This is a genomic window from Amycolatopsis sp. SB7-3 (genome assembly GCF_041021335.1).
GTDB lineage: Bacteria > Actinomycetota > Actinomycetes > Mycobacteriales > Pseudonocardiaceae > Amycolatopsis > Amycolatopsis japonica.
Genome location: NZ_JBFPJQ010000002.1, coordinates 734,701 through 760,839 on the forward strand (window position 1 = coordinate 734,701; position 26,139 = coordinate 760,839).

The 26,139-nt window shown below is 68.2% G+C and carries 24 protein-coding genes; 12 read left to right on the forward strand and 12 right to left on the reverse strand.

The window, feature by feature from the left end; all coding sequences use genetic code 11:
- Positions 1–43 precede the first annotated feature (43 nt).
- The 6 genes from yjfF to AB8M46_RS21610 form a co-directional block, all read right to left on the reverse strand.
- Entirely contained in the window at positions 44–1,027 is a 984-nt protein-coding gene (gene yjfF, locus AB8M46_RS21585) for a galactofuranose ABC transporter, permease protein YjfF (protein ID WP_350594210.1), read from the reverse strand.
- Complete coding sequence (locus tag AB8M46_RS21590; RefSeq protein ID WP_125733718.1) at positions 1,024–2,061, reverse strand: ABC transporter permease; 1,038 nt, start codon at positions 2,059–2,061, stop codon at positions 1,024–1,026. Before AB8M46_RS21590 ends, yjfF begins: the two co-directional genes overlap by 4 nt.
- The gene (locus AB8M46_RS21595) at positions 2,058–3,560 is read right to left on the reverse strand and encodes a sugar ABC transporter ATP-binding protein (RefSeq protein ID WP_394361738.1); all 1,503 of its coding nucleotides are present in this window, start codon (positions 3,558–3,560) and stop codon (positions 2,058–2,060) included. Before AB8M46_RS21595 ends, AB8M46_RS21590 begins: the two co-directional genes overlap by 4 nt.
- Before the next feature lie 22 nt (positions 3,561–3,582).
- The gene (locus AB8M46_RS21600; protein WP_394361343.1) at positions 3,583–4,554 is read right to left on the reverse strand and encodes an ABC transporter substrate-binding protein; all 972 of its coding nucleotides are present in this window, start codon (positions 4,552–4,554) and stop codon (positions 3,583–3,585) included.
- Between the two features lie 78 nt (positions 4,555–4,632).
- Positions 4,633–5,646 (reverse strand): LacI family DNA-binding transcriptional regulator, encoded by a 1,014-nt coding sequence (locus AB8M46_RS21605; RefSeq protein WP_394361344.1) that lies wholly within the window; start codon positions 5,644–5,646, stop codon positions 4,633–4,635.
- Positions 5,647–5,988: 342 nt separating this feature from the next.
- Positions 5,989–7,035, reverse strand: coding sequence for a LacI family DNA-binding transcriptional regulator (locus AB8M46_RS21610; RefSeq protein WP_394361345.1), 1,047 nt, complete (start codon positions 7,033–7,035; stop codon positions 5,989–5,991).
- Between the two features lie 179 nt (positions 7,036–7,214).
- Here AB8M46_RS21610 and AB8M46_RS21615 point away from each other — a divergent pair, with 179 nt between their 5' ends.
- The 5 genes from AB8M46_RS21615 to abc-f all read left to right on the forward strand — a co-directional run bounded on the left by AB8M46_RS21615 (position 7,215) and on the right by abc-f (position 13,625).
- Positions 7,215–8,516, forward strand: a complete 1,302-nt coding sequence (locus AB8M46_RS21615; protein ID WP_394361346.1) for an ABC transporter substrate-binding protein — start codon at positions 7,215–7,217, stop codon at positions 8,514–8,516.
- A 3-nt stretch (positions 8,517–8,519) separates the two neighbouring features.
- Positions 8,520–9,500 (forward strand): carbohydrate ABC transporter permease, encoded by a 981-nt coding sequence (locus AB8M46_RS21620; RefSeq protein ID WP_038512778.1) that lies wholly within the window; start codon positions 8,520–8,522, stop codon positions 9,498–9,500.
- Positions 9,497–10,354 (forward strand): carbohydrate ABC transporter permease, encoded by an 858-nt coding sequence (locus AB8M46_RS21625; RefSeq protein WP_125735821.1) that lies wholly within the window; start codon positions 9,497–9,499, stop codon positions 10,352–10,354. Before AB8M46_RS21620 ends, AB8M46_RS21625 begins: the two co-directional genes overlap by 4 nt.
- The gene (locus AB8M46_RS21630; RefSeq protein ID WP_394361347.1) at positions 10,351–11,760 is read left to right on the forward strand and encodes a GH1 family beta-glucosidase; all 1,410 of its coding nucleotides are present in this window, start codon (positions 10,351–10,353) and stop codon (positions 11,758–11,760) included. The genes AB8M46_RS21625 and AB8M46_RS21630 overlap by 4 nt, the downstream gene beginning before the upstream one ends.
- Before the next feature lie 245 nt (positions 11,761–12,005).
- Positions 12,006–13,625 carry a ribosomal protection-like ABC-F family protein gene (gene abc-f, locus AB8M46_RS21635; protein ID WP_394361348.1) on the forward strand — a complete coding sequence of 540 codons (1,620 nt, stop codon included), beginning with the start codon at positions 12,006–12,008 and terminating at the stop codon, positions 13,623–13,625.
- Between the two features lie 566 nt (positions 13,626–14,191).
- Here the strand turns inward: abc-f and AB8M46_RS21640 are convergent.
- Positions 14,192–14,536 carry an MmcQ/YjbR family DNA-binding protein gene (locus tag AB8M46_RS21640; protein WP_037338722.1) on the reverse strand — a complete coding sequence of 115 codons (345 nt, stop codon included), beginning with the start codon at positions 14,534–14,536 and terminating at the stop codon, positions 14,192–14,194.
- Positions 14,537–14,658: 122 nt separating this feature from the next.
- Between AB8M46_RS21640 and AB8M46_RS21645 the strand changes: the two genes are divergently transcribed.
- On the forward strand, positions 14,659–15,288 hold the full coding sequence (locus AB8M46_RS21645; RefSeq protein ID WP_394361349.1) for a class I SAM-dependent DNA methyltransferase: 630 nt from the start codon (positions 14,659–14,661) through the stop codon (positions 15,286–15,288).
- Between the two features lie 2 nt (positions 15,289–15,290).
- A complete protein-coding gene (locus AB8M46_RS21650; protein ID WP_394361350.1) occupies positions 15,291–16,085 on the forward strand; it encodes a glycosyltransferase family 2 protein in 795 nt (264 codons plus the stop codon).
- On the opposite strand, the gene AB8M46_RS21655 is transcribed toward AB8M46_RS21650, so the two are convergent.
- Positions 16,003–16,599: a TetR/AcrR family transcriptional regulator gene (locus AB8M46_RS21655; protein ID WP_394361351.1), complete on the reverse strand. Its 597-nt coding sequence runs from the start codon at positions 16,597–16,599 to the stop codon at positions 16,003–16,005. The two genes, AB8M46_RS21650 and AB8M46_RS21655, sit on opposite strands and share 83 nt — an antisense overlap.
- Positions 16,600–16,690: 91 nt before the next feature.
- On the opposite strand from AB8M46_RS21655, the gene AB8M46_RS21660 reads away from it, so the two are divergent.
- Positions 16,691–18,067 (forward strand): cytochrome P450, encoded by a 1,377-nt coding sequence (locus AB8M46_RS21660; protein ID WP_394361352.1) that lies wholly within the window; start codon positions 16,691–16,693, stop codon positions 18,065–18,067.
- On the opposite strand, the gene AB8M46_RS21665 is transcribed toward AB8M46_RS21660, so the two are convergent.
- The gene (locus tag AB8M46_RS21665) at positions 18,064–18,648 is read right to left on the reverse strand and encodes a TetR/AcrR family transcriptional regulator (protein WP_394361353.1); all 585 of its coding nucleotides are present in this window, start codon (positions 18,646–18,648) and stop codon (positions 18,064–18,066) included. The two genes, AB8M46_RS21660 and AB8M46_RS21665, sit on opposite strands and share 4 nt — an antisense overlap.
- 72 nt (positions 18,649–18,720) lie before the next feature.
- On the opposite strand from AB8M46_RS21665, the gene AB8M46_RS21670 reads away from it, so the two are divergent.
- Together AB8M46_RS21670 and AB8M46_RS21675 are read left to right on the forward strand one after the other, a co-directional pair.
- On the forward strand, positions 18,721–19,416 hold the full coding sequence (locus tag AB8M46_RS21670; protein ID WP_394361354.1) for an SDR family NAD(P)-dependent oxidoreductase: 696 nt from the start codon (positions 18,721–18,723) through the stop codon (positions 19,414–19,416).
- 34 nt (positions 19,417–19,450) lie between these two features.
- Positions 19,451–19,903, forward strand: coding sequence for a carboxymuconolactone decarboxylase family protein (locus AB8M46_RS21675; RefSeq protein ID WP_394361355.1), 453 nt, complete (start codon positions 19,451–19,453; stop codon positions 19,901–19,903).
- A 5-nt stretch (positions 19,904–19,908) separates the two neighbouring features.
- On the opposite strand, the gene AB8M46_RS21680 is transcribed toward AB8M46_RS21675, so the two are convergent.
- Positions 19,909–20,625, reverse strand: a complete 717-nt coding sequence (locus AB8M46_RS21680; RefSeq protein WP_394361739.1) for a helix-turn-helix transcriptional regulator — start codon at positions 20,623–20,625, stop codon at positions 19,909–19,911.
- Between the two features lie 136 nt (positions 20,626–20,761).
- On the opposite strand from AB8M46_RS21680, the gene folE reads away from it, so the two are divergent.
- On the forward strand, positions 20,762–21,358 hold the full coding sequence (gene folE, locus AB8M46_RS21685; RefSeq protein WP_038512743.1) for a GTP cyclohydrolase I FolE: 597 nt from the start codon (positions 20,762–20,764) through the stop codon (positions 21,356–21,358).
- Here the strand turns inward: folE and AB8M46_RS21690 are convergent.
- Positions 21,348–22,598: an MFS transporter gene (locus AB8M46_RS21690; RefSeq protein WP_394361356.1), complete on the reverse strand. Its 1,251-nt coding sequence runs from the start codon at positions 22,596–22,598 to the stop codon at positions 21,348–21,350. The genes folE and AB8M46_RS21690 overlap by 11 nt on opposite strands.
- A gap of 107 nt (positions 22,599–22,705) precedes the next feature.
- On the opposite strand from AB8M46_RS21690, the gene AB8M46_RS21695 reads away from it, so the two are divergent.
- On the forward strand, positions 22,706–25,261 hold the full coding sequence (locus AB8M46_RS21695; protein ID WP_394361357.1) for a P-loop NTPase fold protein: 2,556 nt from the start codon (positions 22,706–22,708) through the stop codon (positions 25,259–25,261).
- On the opposite strand, the gene AB8M46_RS21700 is transcribed toward AB8M46_RS21695, so the two are convergent.
- Positions 25,192–25,917 carry a flavin reductase family protein gene (locus AB8M46_RS21700; RefSeq protein ID WP_037340128.1) on the reverse strand — a complete coding sequence of 242 codons (726 nt, stop codon included), beginning with the start codon at positions 25,915–25,917 and terminating at the stop codon, positions 25,192–25,194. The two genes, AB8M46_RS21695 and AB8M46_RS21700, sit on opposite strands and share 70 nt — an antisense overlap.
- Between the last annotated feature and the right edge of the window lie 222 nt (positions 25,918–26,139).

The window sequence follows — 26,139 nt, forward strand, 5'->3', positions numbered from 1 at the left end:
CTCCAATCACGCGAGTCACGGCCCTGATCACGCGTGTTCCGTCTTACGTGGCCCGTCTCCCGACGAGGCGTTGCAGCACGATGAAGGCGAACAGCAGCGCACCGGTGATGATCGAGGTCCACCAGGAGTTCAAGGTGCCGTCGAAGGTGATCAGGGTCTGGATGATGCCCAGCACCATGATGCCGAGCACCGTCCCGAGGACGTAGCCGGAGCCGCCGGTGAGCAGCGTGCCGCCGATGACGACCGCCGCGATCGCGGTGAGCTCCAGCCCGACACCGTTGAGCGGATCGCCGGAGGACTTGTACAGCACCAGGAGCAGCCCGCCGAGCGCCGAGCAGAACCCGCTGAGCGTATAGACCGTGATCCGTGTGCGGCCGACGTTCAGGCCCATCAGCAGCGCGGACTTCGGATTCCCGCCGATCGCGTACACGGTCCGCCCGAACCGCGTTCCATACAGGACGTACGCCGCCGCCGCGACCACCACGAGCGCGACCACCACGCCGATCGAGATGTGCAGTTCCCCTCCGAGCGGGATCTGCGTCTGCGCGAGACTCGCGACCGTCGGATCGTCGATCGAGTACGCCTGGGTGCTGATCGTGTAGCAGAGCCCCCTGGCGAAGAACATCCCGATCAGGGTGGCGATGAACGGCTGGATCTCGAACACCTGGACCAGCACGCCCATGCCGAAGCCGAGAGCCGCGCCGATCGCGAGTACCGCCGGGATCACCGCGAGCACCGGCCAGCCCTGGTTCTGCAGCAGGTCCGCCGAGACCACAGTGGACAGTGCCACCACCGAGCCCACCGACAGGTCGATCCCGCCGGTGAGGATCACGAACGTCATCCCGACGGCGACGACCAGCAGGAAGGCGTTGTTGATGAACAGGTCGAGCACGACCTGCCCGGAGCCGAACGCCGTGTAGCTCGAAGCCCCGTAGACGTAGGCGCCGATGAGCATCGCCATCGTCGCCAGGATCGGCAGATGCCGTTGCCGCGGCCGATAACCCTTGATGCGGTCGAGTGTCGTCATACCCCGGCCTCCACCTTCTCCGGCAGGACGGCGGGCGACGGCGGGGCCGTTTTCCGCCGCCGGGCGAGCTTCCTGCGGAACACCGGCGACTGCAGCAGGCAGACCGCCAGCACGACCACGGCCTTGAACAGCATGATCGCCTGCGGCGCGATGCCGAGCGCGTAGACCGTCGTCGTCAACGTCTGGATGAGCAGTGCGCCGATCACCGAACCGGTGAGCGAGAACCGGCCACCGGTCAGCTGCGTCCCGCCGATGACGACGGCGAGGATCGCGTCCAGTTCGATGAACTGCCCGGCGTTGTTGCCGTCGGCGCTGTGCACGTTCGCGCTGATCATCAGGCCGGCGATACCGGCGCAGAGCGCGCAGAAGACGTAGGTGAGCCAGATCAGCCGCGCCGACCGGAGCCCGGCGAGCCTGCCCGCCTCCGGGTTACCGCCCACCGATTCGACCAGCAGCCCCAGCGCCGACCGGCGGACCAGCACGGCGGCGATGGCGAACACCGCCAGCGCGATGAGGATCGCGCTGGGCAGGCCGAAGGTGAAGCCGCTGCCGATCCATTCGTACGGATGCGAGTTGACGGTGATGATCTGGCCGCCGGTGATCAGCTGGGCGATGCCGCGGCCGGCGACCATCAGGATCAGCGTCGCGATGATCGGCTGGATGCCGAGCACCGCCACGAGCCAGCCGTTCCACAGACCGAGCACGAGGGCGAGCCCCAGCGCCATTCCGACCGCCGCGAGCGTCCCGCCGACACTGTTCTGATCGCCGAGTCCGCTGAGGTGCAGGCACGCGAGCGCGCCGCTGATCGCGACCACGGCGCCGACGGAGAGGTCGATCCCCCGCGTCGCCACCACCAGCGTCATGCCGATCGCGATGAGGATCAGCGGGGCGCCGTTCTTGAGGATGTCGATCAGGTTCCCGTACAGATGCCCGTCGCGGAATTCGATCGCGAAGAACGCCGGATGCGCGATGAGGTCGCCGAGCAGCAGCGCCAGCAGCGCGACGACCGGCCAGAACAACCGATGTTTGGTCATCGTGCGACTCCTTCGGCCATCGTCGCCATCACCTGGTCCGCGGTCAGCGCTTCGTTGTCCAGCACGGCGACCACCGCGCGGTCGCGCAGCACGACGACCCGGTGGCTCAGCCGGAGCACTTCCTCGAGTTCGGCGGAGATGAACACCACGGCCATCCCCTCGCCCGAGAGCCGCGCGACCAGTCGCTGGATCTCCGTTTTGGCACCGATGTCGATCCCGCGCGTCGGCTCGTCGAGGATCAGCAGCCGCGGTTCGGTGATGAGCCACCGCGCGAGCAGCACCTTCTGCTGGTTGCCGCCGCTCAGGTCGCCGACCTTCGCCTCGGCGTTGGCGGGCCGGATGTCGAGCGCCTTGATGTAGCGCTCCGCGATCTCGTCCTGCCGCCGCCGAGGGATCGGCCGAGCCCAGCCACGCGAGGCCTGCAGCGCGAGCACGATGTTCTCCCGCACGGTGAGTTCCTCGACGAGGCCTTCGGTCTTGCGGTTCTCCGAGCAGAACGCGATGCGGTGGTCCAGGCCGGTCCGCGGTGTTTTCAGCGACACCGGCTCGCCGTCGATCCGCACCGTACCGCTGTCCGCGTGATCGGCGCCGAACAGCAGCCGCGCCAGTTCGGTGCGGCCCGAACCGAGCAGTCCGGCGAGCCCGACGACCTCGCCGGACCGGAAGCCGAGCGAGAACGGCGCGACACCGCCCTTGCGGCCGACATCGCCCGCTTCGAGGAAGACGGGCGCACCGGCGACGTCCGACCGGCTGTGCCCCGCGTCCTCGATGTCTTCGAGCGCCGCGAGTTCCTTGCCGATCATCCTGGTCACCAGGTCGACCGGGGTGATCTCCTCGGTGCGGTACTCCCCGATCAGCTTCCCGTTGCGCAGCACCGTCATCCGGTCCGCGACGGCGAAGACCTGTTCGATGAAATGCGAGACGAACAGGACCGCCATCCCCTGGTCCCGCAGCGAGCGCACCACGTTCAGCAGCTGCTCGACCTCGCCGGCGTCCAAACTGGACGTCGGTTCGTCGAGCACGAGCACCCGCGCCTCGACGTCGAGCGCCCTGGCGATCGCGACCAGTTGCTGCACCGCGATCGAGCAGCTTCCCAGCTCGGCCGAGACGTCCACTTCGACGTCCAGCCTGGCCAGCAGCGCGGTCGCCCGGCGGCGTGTCTCGCGCCAGTCGATGCGGCCGCGCCGTCGCGGCTCCTTGCCGAGGCAGATGTTCTCCGCCACCGACAGGTTCGGGCAGAGGTTCACTTCCTGGTAGACGGTGCTCACGCCGGAGCGCTGTGCCTCACCCGGGCCGCTGAACGCGACCCGGGCGCCGTCGAGCTCGATGGTGCCCGCGTCGACCCCGTAGACGCCGGTGAGCACCTTGATCAAAGTGGACTTGCCCGCACCGTTCTCGCCCATCAGGGCGTGCACCTCACCGGGGAACATCCGGAAGGAGACGTCGTCGAGGGCGACCACGCCGGGGAATTCCTTCCGGATATGGCTCATCCGCAGCATCGCAGGGGTTTCCGTCATCGGCTCAGTACTGGCGTTGCGGCAGCGCGGCCTTGGCCGCGGCCTGGTCGAATTCGGTCTCGGTGGTCTCGATGCGCGGCGGCACCTGCTCGCCGGCCGCGACCTTCTTCACCAGATCCATCAGCTGCGGGCCGAGCAACGGGTTGCATTCGACGACGTGGTTGATCTTGCCGTCGGCCAGCGCCTGCAGGGCGTCGCGGACGCCGTCGACCGAGACGATCTTGATGTCCTTGCCGGGCACCTTGCCCGCCGCTTCGATCGCTTCGATGGCACCGAGAGCCATGTCGTCGTTGTGCGCGTACAGCACGTCGATCTTGGGCTGGGACTTCAGGAAGGCCTCCATGACCTCCTTGCCCTTCGCCCGGGTGAACTCACCGGTCTGCGACGCGACGACCTTGAACTTCGGGTTCGACGCGATGACATCGGCGAAGCCCTTCTTGCGGTCGTTCGCCGGCGCGGAACCGGTGGTGCCCTGCAGTTCCACGATGCTGACGTCGCCGGCCGCCGAGCCGAACTCCTTGGCCAGCCACTCGCCCGCCTTCTTGCCCTCGGCGACGAAGTCCGAGCCGAGGAAGGTCTTGTACAGCGACTTGTCCGCCGAGTCGACGGCCCGGTCGGTGAGGATCACCGGGATGTTCGCCGTCTTCGCCTCCTTGAGCACGGTGTCCCAGCCGGATTCCACGACCGGTGAGAAGGCGATCACCTTGACCTTCTGCTGGATGTAGGACCGGATCGCGGCGATCTGGTTCTCCTGCTTCTGCTGCGCGTCGGAGAACTTCAGCTCGATTCCGGCCGCCTTCGCGGATTCCTGGATCGACTTCGTGTTCGCTGTGCGCCAGCCGCTTTCCGCGCCCACCTGGGCGAATCCGAGGGTGAGCGCACCGCTGCCACCCGTCCCGCCGCCACCGCCGCACGCGGAGAGCAGGAGCAGCCCGGCCACTCCGGCCACGATCGCCGTCCACGGTTTTCTTGCCACATCGACTCCTAGATCCGCACTGATCAATTGAGTTAGCGTTAACATTCGCGCCTTGAGCCGCAGGGACTGCTCTCGGAGCTACGAAAGACCGGTGCTCTCCCGCACGATCAGTTCGGGGACCACCAGGTCGCGATCTCGGTCCTCACCGCCGTTCATCCGGCGGCGGAGCAGGTCGAACGTGCGCCTGCCGACTTCGACGAAGTCCTGGCGCACCGTCGTCAGCGGCGGCGTGTAGTACGCCGCCTCGGGAACGTCGTCGAAGCCGACGATCCGCATCTCCCCCGGCACGTTCACGCCCGCCTCGGTGCAGGCGCGCAGGAAGCCGAGGGCCATCTGGTCGTTGGCCACGAAGACCGCGTCCAGGCCCTTTTCGCCGACAAGGGATCGCCCCGCCGCGTACCCGGACCGCGCACTCCAGTCACCGCGAATGACGGGCGGGATCGGCGCGCCGTGCCGTTCCAGGGTCTCGCGCCAGCCGCGTTCGCGGTCCAGCGCCTCCAGCCAATCCTCGGGTCCGGCCACGTGCCAGACGGTCTCGTGTCCGAGACCGAGAAGGTGTTCGGTGGCGCGGCGCGCGCCGTCGTACTGGTCGACCGAGATCACCGGCACCGGCGCCTTCTCGCCACCGCCGACCGCGACGAGCGGTACGTCGTTCGGCGCCGCCTCCAGCGCGCGGGCCGCGGTGACGTGCGGCGCGATCACGACGATGCCCTCGACGGCCTGGCGACGAAGGCGCTCCACGGCGTCGGTGATGGACGACCGGCCCGGACGGCTGATGCTGGTTATGGTCGTCGCGTAGCCGGCCTCGCGGGCGGCGTGCTCGATGCCGCTCAACGTGCTGGCCGGACCGTAGAGGTTGGCCTCCAGCGCGACCACGCCGAGCGTGCCCGAACGGCCGGTGACCAGCGCGCGGGCGACCGAGTTCGGCCGGTAGTCCAACTGCTCGATCGCCGCGTTGACGCGGACCCGCGTCTCGGCGCGGACCGGGCCGGTGCCGTTGATGACGCGCGAGACCGTCATATGCGAAACACCCGCGAGCGCGGCCACGTCGGTGAGACTGGCCTGCTTGCTCTCGGTGGTTTCGCGCGCCATCGCCTATCTCCCAATCCCGGTACCGTGTGACGAGTGCCGCAAGTGTTAGCGATAACACGAGCCGGGTCAAGCGCTCCCCGAGTCACAGTCGGGTCACGGACCGGTTCCCTGAGCCATGGTTGGCATGCCGAGGTCGCCTTCGGCACCTGCCGCCGTGCGCGGATGGACGACACGCGTGACTGGCGGGACGACACATGTGTCCAGAGGGACGACTCGCCATGTCGTCCAACCCGTCACGCGTGTCGTCCGTCCAGTCACGCGACACGGCCAGCTCCGCACAAGGAGCCTCGTGAGTGGCAATTCGGGTTAGAACCCGAAACGCCACTCACGACCATCCTCGGCTCAGCTGGAGGCGCGACGGGTGAGCGAGACCGGCAAGATCCGCTGGCGAGGCTTGAGATCCCGGTCGTCCATCACCGCGAGCAGGGTCTCCACCATCGCGTGGACCTGTTCCCGAGGATCCTGGTGGACCGACGTCAGCGGCGGGTCCATCTCCGGCGCGAGGGTGGCGTTGTCGTCGAAGCTGACGACGGCGACGTCCGAGGGAATCCGCCGTCCGGCCGAATGCAACGTACGGAGCGCGCCGAGGGCCATCATGTCGCTGGCCACGAAGACGGCGTCGAGGTCGGGGCGCCGGGCGAGCAGGTTCGACATCGCCTTCGCCCCACCGGTCAGGGTGAAGTCGCCCTCCTCCACCAGATCCGCGGGGTCGAGCCCTGCGTCGAGAAGGGTCTTGCGCCAACCGGAAAGCCGGTCGATCGCCGCGCTCTGGTCCTGCGGGCCCGCGATCGTGGCGATCCGCCGGTGGCCGGCCTCGACCAGATGCGCGACGGCGAGCTTCGCGCCGCCCTCGTTGTCGAAGTCGACGACGTGGACACCGCGTTTGAGCCCGGCGGCCTGCCCGCCGTACACCACCGGGATCCTCAACTGCCGCAACGCCTTGGGCAGCGGATCCGTGCGATGCGGCGCGAACACGAGCACGCCGTCGACGTGCCCGCCGTCGAGGAACCGGACCGTGCGGTCGAGGTCTTCGCGGGTGTCGCTGAAGATCAAGACCATCTGGCAGCCGATGTCGGCGAGCTCGCGATAGCCCGCACGCATGACCGCGGTGCGGTACGGGTCGTCGAGCAGCCGCGCCTCCGGCTCCGACAGCACGACCGCGACCGCACCGGTCCGCTTGGTGACCAGGGATCTGGCCGCCTGGTTCGGGGAGTACCCGAGTTCGCGGGCCGCGGCCTGGACCTTCTCGCGGGAGCGCGCGCTGACGTAGCCGTCGTCGTTCAGCGCACGGGACGCCGTCGACCGGCTGACCCCGGCGGACGCGGCGACGTCTTCCAGCGTCGGCCTGCCGTCTTCCCCTGGTCGAGGCCCCACCAGCGCCACCTTCACTCTTCAGCTCCATCCGGACACCGACAGCTTAGTGTCCGGCGGGCCATCGCACTGAGAGCGCTCCCCTGCCGGAAACACTCTCATTACAAGCTATTGACACGGCCATACCTTGGCGACAGACTCGGCGCATCCTGGGAGCGCTCCCATTTTCTTCCCACCCACCTGCAAGGGGCATTGACGTGAGAAGCATCCGGAACGGCCTGGTGCTGGCACTGGGTATCACGATGACGACGTTCGGACTGGCGGCGTGCGGCGGTGACGACGGCGGGGCGCCCGCCGCGTCCGACCCGAACGCGAAGGTCGAGCTGTCACTGGCGACGTTCACCGAGTTCGGTTACGAGGAGCTCATCCCCGAGTACGAGCGGCTGCACCCGAACATCAAGATCACCCACCGCAAGACCGGCCAGGGCGGGCCGTACCACCAGGACCTGATCACGAAACTGGCCGCCGGGTCCGGACTCGCCGACGTCACCGCCGTCGAGGAAGGGCATCTGTCGAACGTCCTGGACAAGGGCTCGAAGTTCAACGACCTCACCAAGATCGGCCCGGCGGAGGCGTCACCCGACCGCTGGCTCGGCTGGAAGTACGACGCGGCGAAGACCAAGGACGGCAAGGTCATCGGCTACGGGACGGATATCGGCCCGCTGGCCATGTGCTACCGCAAGGACATGCTCGAAGCGGCGGGGATGCCGTCCGACCCCGAAGCGGTCAAACCGCTGTTCGCGACCTGGGACAGCTACTTCGCGGCGGGCGAGCAGTACGTCGCCAAGTCCGGCGGGAAGGCCTGGTTCGACTCGGCCGCCCAGAACTTCAACGCGATGGTCAACCAGCTCCCGACGGGCTACATCGGCAGCGACGACAAGCTCGCGGTGGAATCCAACCAGGGCATCAAGGACGCCTGGACCAAGGTCACCGGCGCCGTCGCGAAAGGACAGTCGGCGAAACTGACCGCGTTCAGCAACGAGTGGAACTCCGGATTCAAGCAGGGCGCCTTCGCCACGAAGGTCTGCCCCGCCTGGATGCTCGGCGTGATCGAGGAGCACTCCGGCCCGGAGAACGCCGGCAAGTGGGCGGTCACCGCGGCCTTCCCCGGTGGCGGCGGGAACTGGGGCGGTTCGTACCTCACCGTGCCCACACAGTCGAAACACCCGAAGGAGGCGGCCGAACTCGCCGCCTGGCTGACCGCGCCCGAGCAGCAGATCAAGGCGTTCAAGGCGAAGGGCACCTTCCCCAGCCAGGTCAAGGCTTTGGAGGACCCCGCACTGCTGAGCGAGACCGACGCCTACTTCGGTGGCGCCAAGATCGGGCAATTGTTCGCCGAGCAGGCCAAGAAGGTCGCGAAGCCGCAGTACAAGGGCCCCGGCGACGGCCAGATCCAGGAGAACGCGTCGAGCCCGGCGCTGCAGGCCGTCGAACAGGGCAAGTCCGCGGCCGAGGGCTGGACGCAACTGCTCGACGCCGCGAAGAAGATCACGCGCTGACCGATGACCGTCGTCGACAAGATCGCGCCGGACGAGGCGAAGGCCGGGGCGCGCACGCCGCCCCGGCCCACCCTCCGCCATCGGCTGAGCCGGTGGGACGTCAAGGTCTCGCCGTACCTCTACATCGCCCCGTTCTTCGTGGTGTTCGGGATCGTCGGGCTGTTCCCGCTGCTCTACACGGCGTACGTGTCCCTGTTCAGCTGGGAGGCGGGCGATGACGATCCCACCTTCATCGGGCTGGACAACTTCAAGGAACTCTTCGCCGACACGCAGTTCTGGAACGCACTCGAGAACACCGTCAGCATCTTCCTGCTCTCCAGCGTTCCGCAGCTGATCATCGCGGTGCTCCTGGCCGCGCTGCTCAGCGCCAGGATCCGCGGGGCGACCGGCTGGCGCGTCGGCGTCCTGCTCCCGTACGCCGCCAGCCTGGTGGCACTCGGCATCATCTTCGCGAACCTGTTCGGGCCGAAGTACGGACTGGTCAACGGTCTGCTGCAGACGATCGGGCTCGACCCGGTCGACTGGCAGGCCGGCCGGTTCAGCAGCCATGTCGCGATCGCGATCATGGTGAACTGGCGCTGGACCGGGTACAACGCGCTCATCGTGCTGGCGGCGATGCAGGCCATCCCGAAGGAACTGCACGAGGCCGCCCTCATCGACGGTGCGGGGACCGCGCGCCGGTTCTTCAGCATCACGCTGCCCTTGCTGAAGCCGACGCTGATCTTCGTCACGATCACTTCGACGATCGGCGGCCTGCAGATCTTCACCGAACCCAAGCTGTTCGACGCCATGCCGGGCTCGAACAACGGCGGCTCGTCCAACCAGTTCCAGACCGTGACGTTGTACCTGTACCAAACGGCCTTCGAGAACTACGAACTCGGCTATGCCTCGGCGATCGCGTGGGTGCTGTTCGTGATCATCGTGCTGATCGCGCTGGTGAACTTCTTCCTCACCGGCAGGCTCACGGCGGTGAAGAAGAAATGACCACGATCCACAATGGACTAAAGCGTGGCGTCTCGGCGCTCGGCAAACCGCGCCGGGCGACCTACGTCGTGCTCACGATCTTCGTGCTGGGCTCGCTCTTCCCGTTCTACTGGTCGTTCCTGGTGGCCAGCCGGGACAGCGGGATGCTCACCGAACGGGTGCCGCCCTTCCTGCCGGGCGGGAACTTCTTCGCCAACGCGGCGAGGGTCTTCGACACGGTGCCGTTCTGGAAGGCGCTCGGGAACAGCCTGATCGTGTCCGGCACGGTCACCCTCACCACGGTGCTGTTCTCGGCGCTCGCCGGGTTCGCGTTCGCCAAGCTGCGGTTCCGCGGCCGGAACGGGCTGTTCGTGTTCATCGTCATCACCCTCGCCGTGCCGACCCAGCTCGGCATCATCCCGCTGTTCATGGCCATGTCGGAGTTCGGCTGGGCGGGCGGGTTGCAGTCGGTGATCGTGCCGAACCTGGTGACCGCGTTCGGTGTCTTCTGGATGCGGCAGTACACGCTGGACGCGGTGCCGTACGAACTGATCGAGGCGGCGCGGGTCGACGGCTGCAGCATGATCCGGATCTTCTGGAACGTCTGCCTGCCCGCGGTCCGTCCGGCGGCGGCGATCCTGGCGATGTTCACGTTCATGACGTCGTGGAACGACTTCCTGTGGCCGCTCGTGGTGCTGGACGCCGGAAACCCCACCGTCCAGCTGGCACTGGAGAAGCTGCAGAGCGGCTACTACGTCGACTATTCGCTGGTGCTGGCCGGAACCACCCTGGCCACCATCCCGATCCTCATCGTCTTCCTCCTCCTCGGCCGCCAGATCGTGGCCGGGATCATGCAAGGTGCCGTGAAAGGGTGACCATGTCCGCTCATCCCGACAGTGTCCGGGCGAAGACCGCGCTGCTGTTCCCGCCCGGATTCGTGTGGGGCGCCGCCACCGCGGCCTTCCAGGTCGAAGGGGCGACGACCGCCGACGGCCGGACGGACTCGATCTGGGACGTCTTCGCCCGCCGCCCCGGCGCCGTCGTCGGCGGAGACACCGGTGAACCGGGCGCCGATCATTACCGGCGCTATGCCGAGGACGTCGACCTGATGCGGCGGCTCGGGCTCGGCGCGTACCGGTTTTCCCTGTCGTGGCCGCGGATCCGGCCCGACGGCGGCGCGCCGAATCCCCGGGGACTCGCGTTCTACGACCGGCTCGTGGACAAGCTGCTCGAAGCCGGAGTGGAGCCCTGGGCGACGCTGTATCACTGGGATCTCCCCCAGTCCCTGGAAGACCAGGGCGGCTGGGCGGCACGCGAGACCGCCTTCCGGTTCGCCGAATACGCCGAAACGGTCGTCGCGCACCTAGGCGACCGTGTGCCGCGCTGGTCCACGCTGAACGAGCCGTGGTGCGCCGCGATGCTGGGCTACGCGCGCGGGATCCATGCGCCCGGCAGGCAGGAGCCCCGCGCCGCCGTCGCGGCCGCGCACCATCTGCTGCTGGGGCACGGGCTCGCGATGGACGTCCTGCGGCGGCACGCGCCCGCCGCGTCGTCGGGCGTGACACTGAACCTGTATCCGGTGTCGGCGGTCGACCCTTCGTCCACTGTGGACGTCGAGGCCGCGCGCCGGATCGACGGCCTGCAGAACCGGCTGTTCCTGGACCCGGTGCTTCGTGGCTCCTATCCCGCGGATCTGCGAGCTGACTTGGCGCCGCTCGGCATCGAGGAGCTCGTGCGGGACGGCGATCTCGCGACCATCGCCGCGCCGATCGATTGGCTGGGCATCAACTACTACCGCGGTTACCAGGTCGCGGGCACTCCCCTGCCCGGCAGCGAACCGGCGAGCGCCGACTGGCTTGGCTCCCCCGACGTCCATTTCGTCCCCGACGAGACGGCGCCACGCACCGACTCGGGCTGGGAGGTCCAGCCGTCGCGGCTCACCGAATGCCTGCTCCAGGTGCACCGCGACTATCGGCCGATCCCGTTGTACATCACCGAAAACGGCGCATCGTATCCCGACGCGCTGATCGGCGGGGACATCGCGGACACCGACAGGATCGGCTTCCTCGACTCGCATCTGCGCGCCGCGTACGAGGCGATCGAGGCGGGCGTCGACCTGCGCGGCTACTTCTACTGGTCGCTGCTCGACAACTTCGAGTGGGCCGAGGGATACGCCAAGCGGTTCGGCCTGGTGCACGTCGACTACGCGACCCAGCGGAGGACGCCGAAGCGGAGCGCGCTCTGGTACGCCCGGACGATCAGCCGGAACGGGCTGAGCTGACGGCGTCGCCGTCACCCCGCCGGGATTGCGGTGGCCGCGTCCCGGCGGGTCTTGTTATCGTGGGCTGGACCTGATCGAGAAAACAGGGAGACCAGACGTGGCAGGTGAAGACGACATCTCCGGGTGAGCCGGAGTTGGCAGGCCACCGGCGTTGACGCCGACGTGGCCACTTTGTCGTCCCTTCACAGCCACGTCCATCGCGGTGCCGCCTCGCGGCGCCCGCTGTCTTTCACGAGGTCATTTCCATGTCAGACGCCTTCGTCGTCGTGTCCGCCCTGTCGTTCGCCTGGCCGGACGACACCCCGGTCTTCGACGACCTGTCCTTCACCGTGCCCGGAGGCCGCACCGGCCTGGTCGCGCCGAACGGGGCGGGCAAGAGCACGCTCCTCAAGCTGATCGCCGGCGAACTGCGGCCGGTGTCCGGGTCCGTCTCTGCGCAGGGAGTCCTCGGCTACCTGCCGCAGTCGCTGCCGCTCACCGCCGACCTCGACGTGGCCGAGGTACTGGGCATCGCGCCGCAGCTCGCGGCACTGAGCGCCATCGAGTCCGGTGATGCGAGCGAAGAGCACTTCACCACCATCGGGAACGACTGGGACATCGAGGAGCGCACCCGCGCCCAGCTCGACCGGCTCGGCCTCGATGGCATCTCGCTGGATCGGAGCCTGCGGACGTTGAGCGGCGGGCAGATCATCTCCCTCGGCCTCGCCGCGCAGTTGCTGAAACGGCCGGACATCCTGCTGCTGGACGAACCGACCAACAACCTCGACCTCGACGCGCGCCGCAAGCTCTACGGCGTCCTCGAGGACTGGTCCGGCTGCCTGCTGCTGGTGAGTCACGACCGCGAACTACTCGATCGGATGGACCGGATCGCCGAACTCGACCGCGGCGATCTCCGGTACCACGGCGGGAATTTCACCCAGTACGAAGCGGCGGTCAAGGCCGAACAGGAGGTCGCCGAACGCAACGTCCGCAGCGCCGAGCAAGAGGTCAAACGCGAGAAGCGGGAGATGCAGCAGGCGCGCGAACGGGCGGCGCGGCGTGCGGGCAACGCGGCCCGCAACCTCGGCAACGCCGGTCTGCCGAAGATCTTCGCCGGCACCATGAAACGCAACGCCCAGGAGTCGGCCGGCAAGGCGAACGAGACGCACGCGGCCCGCGTCAGCGACGCGAAGAACCGCCTCGACGAGGCCGAACGCTCCCTTCGCGACGATCAGAAGATCGCCCTGATCCTGCCGGGCACCAACGTCCCCGCTGGACGCACGATGTTCCACGGCGAGCACATCCAGGTCCGCTACGGCGACCGGAACGTCTTCGCGGGCGACGGCGTCGACCTGACGATCCGCGGCCCCGAACGGATCGCGCTGACCGGCGGGAACGGCACGGGGAAGTCGACGCTCCTGCGGGTGCTCAACGGCGACCTCACGCCGGACAGCGGCGTGCTGAAGCGGGCGGAGGGCCGGATCGCGTACCTCTCGCAACGGCTCGATCTCCTGGACCTCGACCGGACCATCGCCGAGAACTTCGCGACGTTCGCCCCGAGCTTGCCAGAGTCACAGCGAATGACCCTCCTCGCCCGCTTCCTTTTCCGAGGCGCGCGAAGCCAGCTTCCCGTCGGAGTTCTCTCCGGCGGCGAGCGCCTTCGAGCCACCCTGGCCTGCGTCCTGTTCGCCGAGCCCGCGCCGCAACTGCTCCTACTGGACGAGCCGACGAACAATCTGGACCTGGTCAGCGTCGGGCAGCTGGAGAGTGCGCTGGGTGCTTATCAGGGGGCTTTCGTTGTGGTGAGCCATGATGAGCGGTTCCTGAAGGAGATCAAGGTGGATCGGCGGGTTCGGTTGGCCGATGGAGCTCTGGTGGAGTCCTGATCCGGCGGCGCCTCTTTCGCATTTAGTCGGCTAAATGCGAAAGAAAAGGTCCCGCTTCCGCTCAGCGAAGGCTGGGGGTTCCTGCGAGCAGGAAGCGGGAGTTTGTGGCCGGTACGGGGGCCGCCTCTCGGCGAGTGGCTCGACGCGGCTCCGGCCGAACCGGTATTCCGCGAAGGCGAAGGGTGAGGCCCGGGGGCACCATCCGTACCGACACTCTCTACAACGCATCACCACCGGAAATGTTCCCCGGCGGCGAGCCCGAATCGATGTGACCCGCGTCTACACGAACAAAAGGTGACCCACGTCGACGGACGGAATAAAAAGACCCGCTCCCGCTCAGCGAAGGCCTGGGGGTTACCTGCGAGCGGAAGCGGGAGCAAAGGCCGATACGGTGGGCCGCCTCTCGGCGAAAGGCACGACATGGCTCCGGCCGAACCGGTATTCCATGAAGGCGAAGGGTGAGGCCCGGGGGCACCATCCGTACCGACACCCTCTACAACGCCACGTCCCCGAAAACGTTCCCCAAGAAAAGAGTGACGCGCGTCAACACACGAATGCGCTAACGCTCAGCACGGCGGCGGAACCTGGGCGACGAGTTCCTCGGGGGCGGAAAGCCGCCACGCCTCGTAGACCAATTCGGTGAGCTCGTCCGCTTCGATCCCGTCGAGGTAGACCACCACCCAGCCGAATCCCCCGGCGGTGAACTGCACCTCGAAGACATCGGGTCGCTCGGCCACGAGGGCTTCCTGTTCCGAGAGGGTCTGCTTCAGTCCGACGGTCTGGGTCCGCGGCCAGTAGTAGCCGAACCGCTTCCCGCGCACGCTGAACGACTCCCACTCCTTCGCGTCGGAGCGCTCGACGTCGGCGAGCGTCTTCAGCATCCGGTGGAACTCGTCACTCGACACGCTCATCTGTACCCCAAACCCCAGGAACTCCGTCCGCCCCAGTCTAAACAGCCACTTCCGTCGAGAACGCGAGACGGCGGAACGGTAGATTCGCCGAGGGAGATCCACTCGATCCGGGGAGCTGTGCAATGGACCGACCCGTCACCGCGGCGGAGCTGTTCGACGCCATCGGGTCCGACTACGAAGACGTCTTCGGGCGGGCTCCGGTGGTCGACAAGGCGGTGCGGCATCTGCTGGACACCCTGCCGCCGTCGTCGAGGGTGCTCGACATCGGCAGCGGTACCGGCAAGCCGGTCGCCGAGGAGCTGTCCGCCGCGGGCCATCGGGTGACCGGGCTCGACGTGTCGTCGGTGATGATCGACATCGCGCGCGAGCAGGTTCCGGCCGCCACCTTCGTCCACGCCGACGTGCGCGAATGGGCCTCGCCGCCCGAGACCTGGGAAGCGGTCTGCGCTTTCTTCCCGTTCCTCCAGATGCCACGCAAGGACACCGAAGCCGTGCTCGCCGACATCGCGCGCTGGCTGGTGCCGGGTGGCCTTTTCGCGCTGGTCACCGTGCCGCGGGACGCCGAAGACGTGCCGGCGGAATTCTTCGGCCGCACCTTTCTCGAGACCAGTTTCGCGCCGGACGACCTCGTCCGGCGGGTCGAGGCGGCCGGGCTGGAGGTCACCGGCACCCACTCGGAGATCTTCACCGCGGACGAGCCGGGGACCCCGCCGGAGGAGCATCTCCTGATCACCGCTCGGCGCCCGGGCTGATCATGCCGACCATCAGCGTGATCACGCCGGTCCACGCGCCGAGCCTGCCGTTCTTGACCGAGGCGTACGAATCCCTCGTCGCGCAGGAACTCCCGCCCGGCTGGAGCTGGGAATGGCTGGTGCAGGAGGACGGCGAGACCGGCCTGCTCGACGGCGCCCTCCCCGCGGACGCGCGAGTGCTGCCCGGCTCGGGCCGCCGGGGTGGTCCCGGGGTGGCGCGGATGATGGGCCTGTCTCGCGCCTCCGGAGAGCTGATCAAAGCCCTCGACGCGGACGACCTCCTCACCCCCGGCGCGCTCTCGCGGGACATCGCCGCGCTTGTGGATCCGGCGATCGGCTGGACCACTTGCCGGGTCCTCGACCTCCTCCCGGACGGGACCACGGCCGGCTTCGACAGCGACCCCGACGAGGGGCCGATCGAGCGCGGCGCGATCCTGCGGCACTGGCAGCGCAACGGCTACGTGTCTTCGGTGGTGGCCGGGACCTTGTGCATCCGCCGCGAACTGCTGCTGGATCTGGGCGGCTGGATGGCGCTGCCCGCGTCGGAGGACACCGGGCTGATCCTCGCCGCCAACGCCTGCTCGGACGGCTACTTCATCGCCACGTGCGGCATGTTCTACCGGAAGTGGCCCGGACAGGTCACCAAATCCGCGGCGCACAACGACGACGGCGAGCGGCTCGCGCGGATGAGGCTGATCGAGGAACGCGCCGAGGTCATGTTGGCAGGTCGACGAGGTCGAGCAACGCCTTCGCGCACAGATCCCGGACCTCGTCCCGGCTCAGCCTCCGGTACTTGAGCCAGTCGAGGCAGACCGCCACGACGAAGGCCAGCCAGCCGCGCACGAGCACCCGCAGGGCCTCCGGCGGCTCGCTCTCCGGGCACAGCACTTCGAGGATGCGGCGACCCTGTTCGGCGAAGTTGTTGTCCAGGACCTCGCGGACGCCGTCGACGGCGATGGACGTGCCCGAATGCAGTGCCCGGTACCCGTCCTCGTTGGCTTCGACATAGCGGAGGTACGCGTCGAGGCCGGCCGTCAGCTGCTCCTCGACCGGCAGCGTGGGATCGGACTTGGTCATCTCGAGCAGCCGCTCGCCCTGTGCCTTGATGACCTCGGTGACGAAGTCCCGTTTCGTCGGGAAGTAGTGGTACAGCAGCCCTCGGGACACCTCGGCGATGTCCGCGACCTGCTCGATCCACACGTCGTCGTACGGCCGCTCCGCGAACAGGCGGGCACCGATCCGCAGCAGCTGTTCCCGCCGCTCGGCGGTGGACAGCCTGCTGCGGGGCTTCCCGGAAGTACTCGGCGCCATCCGGGCATCGTACTTACTTGACACGGGTTCAGTAACAGGCCACGCTCGCTATTGGATGCCGGTTCAACAGCGCTCACCCTGGAGGGGCTCGATGACCACCGCTCTCCCCCATCCCCCGCGACGGATCCCGCTGATCGGCGACGTGCTCGGCGTCTCGCCGAAGACGCCGGTCCAGGACTCGATGCGGCACGCGGCCGAGCTGGGCCCGGTCTTCGAGCGCAAGGTGTTCGGCCGGAGCATCGTGTTCGTGCACGGCGCTGAGATGGTCGCCGATCTCTCCGACGAGAAGCGGTTCGCGAAGCACGTCACTCCCGCGATCTCGAACCTCCGTCCGCTCGGCGGCGACGGGCTGTTCACCGCGCACAACGAGGAGCCGAACTGGCGGCGTGCGCACGAGATCCTCGCGCCCGCGTTCAGCCGCAACGCCATGCAGCGCTACCACCCCACGATGCTGGCGATCACCCGCGAACTGCTGGACACGTGGGACAGGGGCGGCGAGGTCGACGTCGCGGACGACATGACCAAGCTGACGCTGGAGACCATCGGCCGGACGGGTTTCGGCTACAGCTTCTCGTCGTTCGAACGCGCCGAACCGCATCCGTTCGTCGCCGCGATGGTCCGCACGCTGCGGCACGCGCAGCGGACGGCCATCCAGCCGCCGGTCATCGGCCCGCTCCTGAGCCGGAAAGCGAACCAGCGCAACGAAGCCGACCTCGCGTTCCTGCACTCCGTCGTCGCCGACGTGATCGAGGCACGCCGGAACGATCCGAGCACCGAAGACCTGCTCGGGCTCATGCTGAACACCACGCAACCGAGCACCGGCGCGGTGCTGGACGAGGACAACATCCGGCACCAGATCATCACCTTCCTCGTGGCAGGCCACGAAACCACGTCGGGCGCGCTGTCGTTCGCCCTGTACTACCTCGCCCGCAACCCGGACGTCCTGGCCCGTGCGCGGTCCGAAGTGGACAAGGTCTGGGGCGAGAACCCGGATCCGTCCTACGAAGAGGTCGCCAAACTCCGCTACGTCCGGCGAGTGCTCGACGAAGCGCTCCGGCTCTGGCCGACGGCGCCCGCGTTCGCACGCCAAGCCCAGGTGGACACCGTCGTCGGCGGCGAGTACCCGATGCGGAAGGGGCAGTGGGCGCTGGTCCTCATCCCGGCGCTGCATCGCGATCCCGTCTGGGGAGACGATCCCGAGTCGTTCGACCCGGATCGCTTCTCCCCCGAACGCAACCGCGCCCGGCCGGCGCATGTCTACAAGCCCTTCGGCACCGGCGAGCGCGCCTGCATCGGACGGCAGTTCGCCCTGCACGAGGCGACGCTGGTGCTCGGCATGCTGCTGAGCCGGTACGACCTGCGGAGCGACCCGTCCTATCGGCTGAAGGTGCAGGAATTGCTGACCCTCAAGCCGGAGGGCTTCAAGCTGGAGGTCTCGCTCCGCGATCGCGCGTCGGTGCCCGCCTAAGCCTTGAGCAGTCCGTCGACCAGGGCGTCCACCAGGGCACGGGGGACGCTCGCTCCGGTCATCGCCCGGTAGACGATCGGGCCGACGACGGCGTCGAGCGCGGCGTCGAGGTCCAGCGCGGTCGAGACCTTGCCCGCCTCGATCCCGCGCGCGAGGAGTTCGCGTTCCAGCTCCCGGCGCGGACCGAGATAGCGGTCGTGCAGGCTCTTGGCGGTTTCGGGGCTGTGCTGGGCCTCGGCGATGAGCGCGAGCAGGACCTTGCCCGCCGGGTCGCGGGTGACGAACCGCGCGTAGCCGCGGAAGTAGCCGCGGAGATCGGACGGCTTGTCCACCGGGACCGCGAAGCGCTTTTCACTGTCCTCGATGAGCGTGTCGAGCAGGATCTCGACCTTCGACGGCCACCAGCGGTAGATCGTCTGCTTGGCGACCCCCGCCTGCCGCGCGATCGCCTCGATGGTCAACCGCGCGAAGCCGTGCTCGACGAGCAGGTCGTCCGCGGCATGGAGCACGGCCAGGCGGGCGGCCTCGTCGCGCTGGTTGCCGGAGCGCGCCCTGCGGGGCTGCGAATTCACGGCTGGCATGCGGCCACCTTACCGCGCTATTGTCGAGACGCAACGTCTCGTCTAGACAAACCTCTTCATCAAGGAGTTTTCGTGTCTCGAACAACCGAGCGCCGGGCTCTCGTCATCGGCGCTTCGCGCGGCCTGGGACTGGCCCTGGCCGAGGAGCTCACCCGGCGCGACTGGCAGGTCGTCGCCACCACGCGCCAGCGCGGAGGAGACCTTCAGGAGAAGGCCGACGCCTCGGACGGGCGGCTGCGGGTCGAATCACTGGAGATGACCAGTGACGAGCAGCTCGCCGCCCTGCGTGAACGGCTCGACGGCACCAAGCTCGACCTGCTCTTCGTCAACGCCGCGATCGACCGCGGGAATCTGCCGATCACCGAGGTCTCCACCGAGACCTTCGCCGAAGTCATGATCACCAACGCGTTGCGCCCACTGCGCACCCTGGAAGCCCTTCGCGATCTGGTCGTACCGGGTGGCACCGTCGCGGTCATGTCGTCCAGGCAGGGCAGCATTTCGCTGAACACCAGGCCGGGATTCGAGGCCTACAAGGCCAGCAAGGCCGCGCTCAACCAGTTGATGCGCAGCTACTCCACCCGGTACGCCGAGGACGGGCACACCAAACTCCTCATCCACCCCGGCCACAACCAAACGCCGCTCGGCGGCTCCGGCGCCCCTCTCACCGCCGCGGAGAGCATGCCTGCCGTCGTCGACGTCCTCGAAGCGCAGGCGGGCGCGCCCGGTCTGCAGTTCTTGGATCTCTACGGCGAAACCGTGCCCTGGTAGGTCACATCTCCGCTTCGGGATCCGTCAGACCGGTATGGAAACCCGCATCCCGAATCCCGCCCTGTCGAACCCCGCCACCCTGAAAGCCTTGATCGCGTTGTCGGAATCGGCCGGCGACACCGGCGTCCCGAAGACCACGCACTACCTCATGCACGTCCGCGCGAGCCAGATCAACGGCTGCAGCGGCTGCCTGGACATGCACACCAAGGAAATGCGCAAGGCCGGCGAGTCCGACGAGCGGATCTTCACCGTGGCGGCGTGGCGCGACACCGCCTACTACACCGACGCCGAACGCGCGGCACTCGCGCTGGCCGAGGCCCTCACCCGGATCGCGGACCGGGCCGACCCGGTCGACGACGCGGTCTGGAACGAGGCCGCTCGTCACTACGACGACAAGCAGCTCTCCAGCCTGGTCCTCTCGATCGCCGCCATCAACACCTGGAACCGGCTCAACGTCGCCACACGGCAGATCGCCGGCGCCTCCTGACCGGCCTATTCGGCCTGCCGTAGCTCCACACAGCACTCGGCCGCGCCGGGAACGAGGGCCGCTTCCACGTTCCCGGCGCGCACGCCGTCCAGGAAACCGGCCAAGAACGCCTGGTTGATCCCGCAGACCAGGTCCGGAGCCTTCGCGGCCAACGGATGGAACGGGCAGTTCCGCAACCGGACGCAGGTCCTGCTGTCCCGGCTCGGTTCGAAACCGTAGCGGCGAAGCATCCCTTCGGCCACGGTGAGCGCACGTTCGGCGCCGAGCCTGCCGGGCCGCGTCCGCGCGCGTTCCTCCTCGCCCGCCGCGAAGCCCCGCTCCCCCGCGACGCGGCGGACGGCCTCCCTCGCCGTCTCACCGCTCCCTTCGGCGAGCACGGCTTCGGCGAGGATCCCCGCGAGCACCTCGTGCCGCCGGGCGGGAAGCTGCACCTGGATGGTGTCGTCGACGGGTTCGTAGACCTTCGGCCTGCGTCCCACCTTCACCACCGGGCCCGCCGCGAAACCGAATCTGAGCAGTCCGGCGTCCACGAGTTTGTCGAGATGGAAGGCGGCGAGCTTGCGGGAGATCCCCACCGCGGCCGCCGCCTCGTCCCGGGTGACCGGGCGCCGCGCGCGCCGTGCGTAGGCGTACATACCCCGGCGAAGGTCGTCGTCGAGAGCCGCCACCGCGGCGATGGCGGGGACGTCGAGGCCGTCCGGATCGGGCACTGTCACGTACACCACGATATCGCCTATCTCAACCGACGGAACACTCTGGAGCAGGGATCTACCATGTACGATGAGCCCGCGGGTGGCAAAACACCCAAAAGTCTTGGTTAAATAACCACTGGGGACCGTGTCCAGCCTAGGAGGCCCAATGTCCACTCCCGCCTTGCGCGTCGTGCACGAAACCGGGCCGGGACCGGACCTGGCGGCCGCCGAGGCCGCGGCCGCCGATCTCCTCACCGCACTGGGCATCTCACTGGACTCCGAGAGCCTCCGCGGCACGCCGGGCCGGATGGCGCGCGCGTACGCCGAACTCTTCACCCCGCGTCCGTTCGACCTCACGACCTTCCCCAACGACGAGGGCTACGACGAACTCGTCCTCGCCAGGGGAATCCCGGTCCGGTCCGTCTGCGAACACCACCTGCTGCCGTTCGTCGGCGTCGCGCACGTGGGTTACCTGCCCGGCGACCGGATCCTCGGCCTGTCCAAACTGGCGAGGATCGTCGAGCATTTCGCCTGCCGTCCGCAGGTTCAGGAGCGTCTGACGAAGCAGGTCGCCGACTGGCTCGAAGAGCAGCTCGAACCCCGTGGCGTCGGCGTCGTGATCGAGGCGGAGCACTCCTGCATGACGTTGCGCGGCGTCCAGGCCGTCGGGTCGAGCACCGTCACCTCCACCCTGCTCGGCACGCTCCGCGAAGACGCCCGCTCGCGGCAGGAATTCTTCGCTCTCACCGGCATCAACGGCTGACCGCAGGCTCTTCCGCGTAGGCCGCGGAGACGACCGCGCGGTCGAACACCCGCCAGGTGAGCGCGGAAACGAGCACCGCCACCACGAAACCGGCCCAGTACGGCGTCGTCAGCCCGAATTTCGACGCCACCGCACCGCCGAGCAACGCGCCGACGCAATTGCCGCCCGCGATGACGAACAGGCTGGTGCTGCCGACCCGGCCGAGCATGTCCGGCGGGGTGAGCCGCTGCCGCAGGGAGCTGGCGACGATGCCCCACAGCGCTCCGTGCACCCCGAACAGGAACAAGGTCACCCCGACGACCGGCGCGTTCGTGCTCGTCGCCAGCACCAGATGGGTCGCGGCTTCGATCAGCAAACCGATCCGCAACGTCCAGGTCGGCGTGCACCACGCGATCAGCCGGTCTCCGGTGACCGAGCCGAACAGCCCGCCCACCGCCATACAGGTGAACAGCAGGCCGTAGCCGACGGAACCCAGCTGGAGCCGCTCCTTCGCCAGCAACACCAACACGGACGTGGCAGCGACGAGCGTGAGGTTCAGCATGCCGATCAGCCCGACCATGGTCCGCAGCAGACGCTGACCGGCCAGCCACCGGAATCCCTCGGCCACCTCCGCCCGAATCGAGCGACGCACCACGGGCTCGCCGGGTTCGTCGCCGGGCCGCGAGCGATAGGCACCGGCGATGAGCCCGAGCAGCAGGGCGCTGACCGCGTACGTGCCGGCGTTGACGTAGAACGGGATGCTAGCCGCGACGCCGAACAGGAATCCGCTCAGCGGACCGGAAAGCATGCCGTGGGCCAGTGTCGTCCCGGCGTACAGCCGCCCGTTCGCCCGTTCCAACAACGACTTCGGGACGATCGCGGGCAGCATCGCCCCGCTCGCCGTCCGGAACACGACCTCGCTCGCGTTGATCACGAAGAGGACGGAGTACAGCAGGGCGATGCCGACGTTTCCCGCCGTGATCGCGACGGCCAGCAGCGCGACGGCGGGTACGCGGATCCAGTCCAGGGTGATCATCAGCTTCCGCCGGTCCACCCTGTCGGCCAGCACCCCGCCCGGCAGGGAGAAGAGCAGCCAAGGCAACCACGCCACCGCGAATCCGCCCGAGACCACGAGCGGTTCGTCGGTGCGGGAAGCGATCAGCAGCGGCGCCGCCACCGTCGCGAGACCACTGCCCAGCGCGGACGTCGTACTCGCCGCCCAGAGCTTCGCGTACCTGCCGTCGAGCCGCTCCCCCGTCATGAGATCCAACGTAGCGAGTGGTGACCGAACGGATGCGGAGTTTCACCCACAGCTGAGTATCCGCCCTCTAGACTGCCCTTCCGTTCGGCCTTGGGAGGGGACCTCGAATGGTGCTGGTACGCAACGTCGATCCGGCGATCCTGCTGAAGAACTCGCCCATCGGCGGGGAGCTGCGCCCATATCTGCCGCGGGATGTCGACCAGGACGTCCGGGCCGCGCTGTCGGCCGCCCCGTTCACGCTGATCGTCTACGAGCACAACTCGGGGGTCCGGCGGACCGCATACGAGGCTTTGCTGGCGTCGTACCCCGACTACGAACTGATCATCAAGCCGCAGAGCACCGACCTCGCTCTCCAGCGGGGTGCGGCGGCCGCCGTCGTCTGGCTGGACGGCGAGCTGGATGTGAACACCGGTCTCTCGCTCCCTCTGGCTACTTGGCTTCGGCACAGCACCGCCCGCCGGGCGCTCGGGGTCATCCGGGAGGACCGGTATGAGAACCCGGAGCTGCGAGAGGCCCTCGGCCCTCTTCGCCCCACCATCGTGAGGCTCGCCGCAGGTCTCTCCGGCGGCGAGCGCCTCGTCGCCGACCAGATGTTCCCCGAATCCGCACCGGTCCGTAGAGCCGGGCAACTCGCCGGCCTGCCCGCCGAAACGCAGCCGCCCAAGCCGATCGTGTCCCCCGACCCGTTCGCCGCCCACGTCGCCGACTACCGGCCCGACACCGAAGACGGCGTCGACCGCCTCGGCATCGGCACCGACGTGCGCATGCTCGCCGACCTGGTGGTCTCACGCATGATCACCCCTCCCCTGTCGATCGGCCTGTTCGGCAGCTGGGGTTCGGGCAAGAGCTTCTTCATGCGGCAGATGCAGCTGCGCGTCCGCGAACTCGCCGATTCCGCGCGGACGGCCGAAACCGAGGCGAGCGCGCACGGGAAGTCCGTGTCCTCCTACTGTTCGAGTGTCCGCCAGATCAGCTTCAACGCCTGGCACTACAGCGAAGCGAACCTCCTCGCCAGCCTCGCCACGCATATCTTCGACAACCTCGCCGCGAGCGGCGCCGAAAACGACCTTCAGCGCCAGGCCGATCTGCTCGCCGAACGCCGCAAGACCGAGAAGACCCTGCTCGGCAGGCTCAGCGCGGTCCGGCTCGAACGCAGAACCCTGACGGCCCAGCAGAAACAAGCGAAGCGAAGGCGACGGAAGCCGCGCGAATACGTCCTCGCGGTGTTCGACAGCCTCACCGAGGCGGACAAGGCGTGGATCGCGTCCAAGATCGGCGTCGACCAGCCGACCGCCGAGGATCTCGAACGCCTCGCGCAGGAGACCGGCGGCCTGCGTTCCGACGTCGCCGAATTCTGGCGACGCCTGCGCCAGGATCCGGTGCCGCTGCTGGTCCTGATCGGCGGACTGCTGACGGTACTGGTGGTCACCTTGCTCGTCGGCCGGTCACAGGTCTCCGGAGTGCTCGGCGGGCTCACGGTGGTGAGTTCCGCGCTGACCGTCGTCCTGCGGATGCGCGCCAGTGCGGACCGGATCCGCCAGGCGCTCGACAAACTCGGCGGTCCGTCCGAAGAGGACGAAGAGACCGAGCGGCGCCTGGCCGAATTGGACGCGGAATCCGACCGGCTCGAAAAGGCGGTCAGCGAACTCGCGCCGGGGCTGGACCTCGTGTCGTTCGCCGAGTCCCGGGTCTCGGACTACGTCGAGCATCTGGGCGTGGTCTCCTTACTGCGCAAGGATCTCGAAACGTTCGCGACGATGCTCGCCGAGGTCCCGCACGGTTCCGGCAAGATCGAACGGACCGTTCTCTACATCGACGACCTCGATCGCTGCCCGCCCAAGGTCGTCGTCCAGGTCCTCGAAGCCATCCATCTCCTGCTGGCCCTGCCCGTGTTCGTCGTCGTGGTGGGCGTCGACTCCCGCTGGCTGAAGAAGGCCGTCGAGCAGCACTACGAGGAGATGCTCGGCGACGACCCGGAAACCTTCGCCGAGAGCTACCTCGAAAAGATCTTCCAGGTGCCGTTCACGTTGTCCCCCATGGACGATCCAGGGTTCGCGGGGCTCGTGCGCGGGCTCGCCGACACCGAGGTCCAGGACTCCACCCCGGCGCCCGCACCCGCCGAAACGGATCAGGCCACCGGCGACCACTCTGCGGTCGCGACCGGTTCTCGTCCTCGCGCGGAAGCACCGCGACCGTCGTCCGAACAGTCCACAATAGACCTACGACCTCCTCGGCTGGTGATCTCGGCACAGGAACTGGACTTCCTGCCGACACTGGCCCCGCTCGTCCGGTCCCCTCGTGCCGCGAAACGGCTCTTGAACCTGTATCGCCTGCTGCGCGCACGGTTCGCCGGAGAAGACCTCGCGGAGTTCCTCTCCGACGGCGACCGTGAGGCGCCGTTCCGCGCGGTGTTGGTGCTGCTCGCGGTCCACGTCGGACATCCGGACGCCGTCCGGTGGTTCGCCTCCATCGAGGGGACCGACCCCGGCGACAAGGCCGTCGAGATCGTGTCCTCGATGAACGACCACGAACTGCGGCCGAAGCTCGAACGTGGCCTCTCCGGCGAAGCGTGGCCATTGCTGGCCGGGTCCTATCAGCGCTGGCTGCCGTTGGTGAACCGGTTCTCGTTCACTCGCGACCGCTCGATGTCGGGCCCGCGGTAGAGCCGCTCCGGGATCTTCGCCAACGTCGACGGATGGACCTGCGGGCCGAGGCCGTAGAGCTTCTGGAAGCTCATGATCAGCGGCCGCCACCGGTCGGGGTCGATCCGGTCTTCGGTACCCGGCATCCGCACGTCGTCGTGGACGTGGACACGCTGAACGCGCACTTCGAACACGAGCACGCCGCCGCGTTGTTTCGGATCGTCCTCGGCGAGGGGATGCACGGCCTCGACAACGGCCTCCATCGTCACCGGGCATTCCGCGACACGCGGCGGACGGACCGTCTCCGAAGCGACCGGGGTGAGCCCCGCACGGGCGAACTTGTCCGGTTCGTGCCGGTAGCCGCGCTCGTACTTGCGGGCTGGGACCGGATCCGATCCGGTGGTCAGCGCCAGCCGGTCGACGGCGGCCGCCAGCGCGTCGGAAGGGAGATTCAGAACACATTCACGGTTGCGCATGAGATTCTGCGCGGTCTTGGACTTCGCGCCCAGCCCGAGCATGCCCCGCCAGCCGAGCCAGAACGCCGACGACATCGGGGCCAGGTTCACGGTGCCCGCCTGGTCGACCGTCGAGAGGAGCACCACCGGGGTGCCGAAGTAGAGGATTCCGGGCTCGATACGGGTGTGCGCGGCCTCGGCCGCAGTCGTGGAAACTGTCACGTTCGTCAGCTTCGCTGCCTCACCTGCCTGAGGCTGGCGAGAATCGGACGTCGCGATCAACACCGTCGGCGGAGGGCGTCGCGCCGTCCGAACACTTACCCTCGTCCGAGACGGTTCCCTTGGGCGGACGCGAACCCGCGGTCGTTCGGAGTATTGCGTTCGGCCGATTGCTGGTAGGTTCGCCGAACTTGAACGACGAAGGAGGCGCCGGCAGCGGCCCGG

What these genes read in the sequence shown, in the direction of transcription:
- AB8M46_RS21690 (WP_394361356.1), bottom strand. Translation starts at nt 22,598, where the DNA reads ATGACGGGGGAGCGGCTCGACGGCAGGTACGCGAAGCTCTGGGCGGCG.
- AB8M46_RS21620 (WP_038512778.1), top strand. Translation starts at nt 8,520, where the DNA reads ATGACCGTCGTCGACAAGATCGCGCCGGACGAGGCGAAGGCCGGGGCG.
- AB8M46_RS21660 (WP_394361352.1), top strand. Translation starts at nt 16,691, where the DNA reads ATGACCACCGCTCTCCCCCATCCCCCGCGACGGATCCCGCTGATCGGC.
- AB8M46_RS21655 (WP_394361351.1), bottom strand. Translation starts at nt 16,599, where the DNA reads ATGGCGCCGAGTACTTCCGGGAAGCCCCGCAGCAGGCTGTCCACCGCC.
- AB8M46_RS21590 (WP_125733718.1), bottom strand. Translation starts at nt 2,061, where the DNA reads ATGACCAAACATCGGTTGTTCTGGCCGGTCGTCGCGCTGCTGGCGCTG.
- AB8M46_RS21650 (WP_394361350.1), top strand. Translation starts at nt 15,291, where the DNA reads ATGCCGACCATCAGCGTGATCACGCCGGTCCACGCGCCGAGCCTGCCG.
- AB8M46_RS21605 (WP_394361344.1), bottom strand. Translation starts at nt 5,646, where the DNA reads ATGGCGCGCGAAACCACCGAGAGCAAGCAGGCCAGTCTCACCGACGTG.
- AB8M46_RS21625 (WP_125735821.1), top strand. Translation starts at nt 9,497, where the DNA reads ATGACCACGATCCACAATGGACTAAAGCGTGGCGTCTCGGCGCTCGGC.
- abc-f (WP_394361348.1), top strand. Translation starts at nt 12,006, where the DNA reads ATGTCAGACGCCTTCGTCGTCGTGTCCGCCCTGTCGTTCGCCTGGCCG.
- AB8M46_RS21640 (WP_037338722.1), bottom strand. Translation starts at nt 14,536, where the DNA reads ATGAGCGTGTCGAGTGACGAGTTCCACCGGATGCTGAAGACGCTCGCC.
- AB8M46_RS21665 (WP_394361353.1), bottom strand. Translation starts at nt 18,648, where the DNA reads ATGCCAGCCGTGAATTCGCAGCCCCGCAGGGCGCGCTCCGGCAACCAG.
- yjfF (WP_350594210.1), bottom strand. Translation starts at nt 1,027, where the DNA reads ATGACGACACTCGACCGCATCAAGGGTTATCGGCCGCGGCAACGGCAT.
- AB8M46_RS21645 (WP_394361349.1), top strand. Translation starts at nt 14,659, where the DNA reads ATGGACCGACCCGTCACCGCGGCGGAGCTGTTCGACGCCATCGGGTCC.
- folE (WP_038512743.1), top strand. Translation starts at nt 20,762, where the DNA reads ATGTCCACTCCCGCCTTGCGCGTCGTGCACGAAACCGGGCCGGGACCG.
- AB8M46_RS21675 (WP_394361355.1), top strand. Translation starts at nt 19,451, where the DNA reads ATGGAAACCCGCATCCCGAATCCCGCCCTGTCGAACCCCGCCACCCTG.
- AB8M46_RS21695 (WP_394361357.1), top strand. Translation starts at nt 22,706, where the DNA reads ATGGTGCTGGTACGCAACGTCGATCCGGCGATCCTGCTGAAGAACTCG.
- AB8M46_RS21595 (WP_394361738.1), bottom strand. Translation starts at nt 3,560, where the DNA reads ATGCTGCGGATGAGCCATATCCGGAAGGAATTCCCCGGCGTGGTCGCC.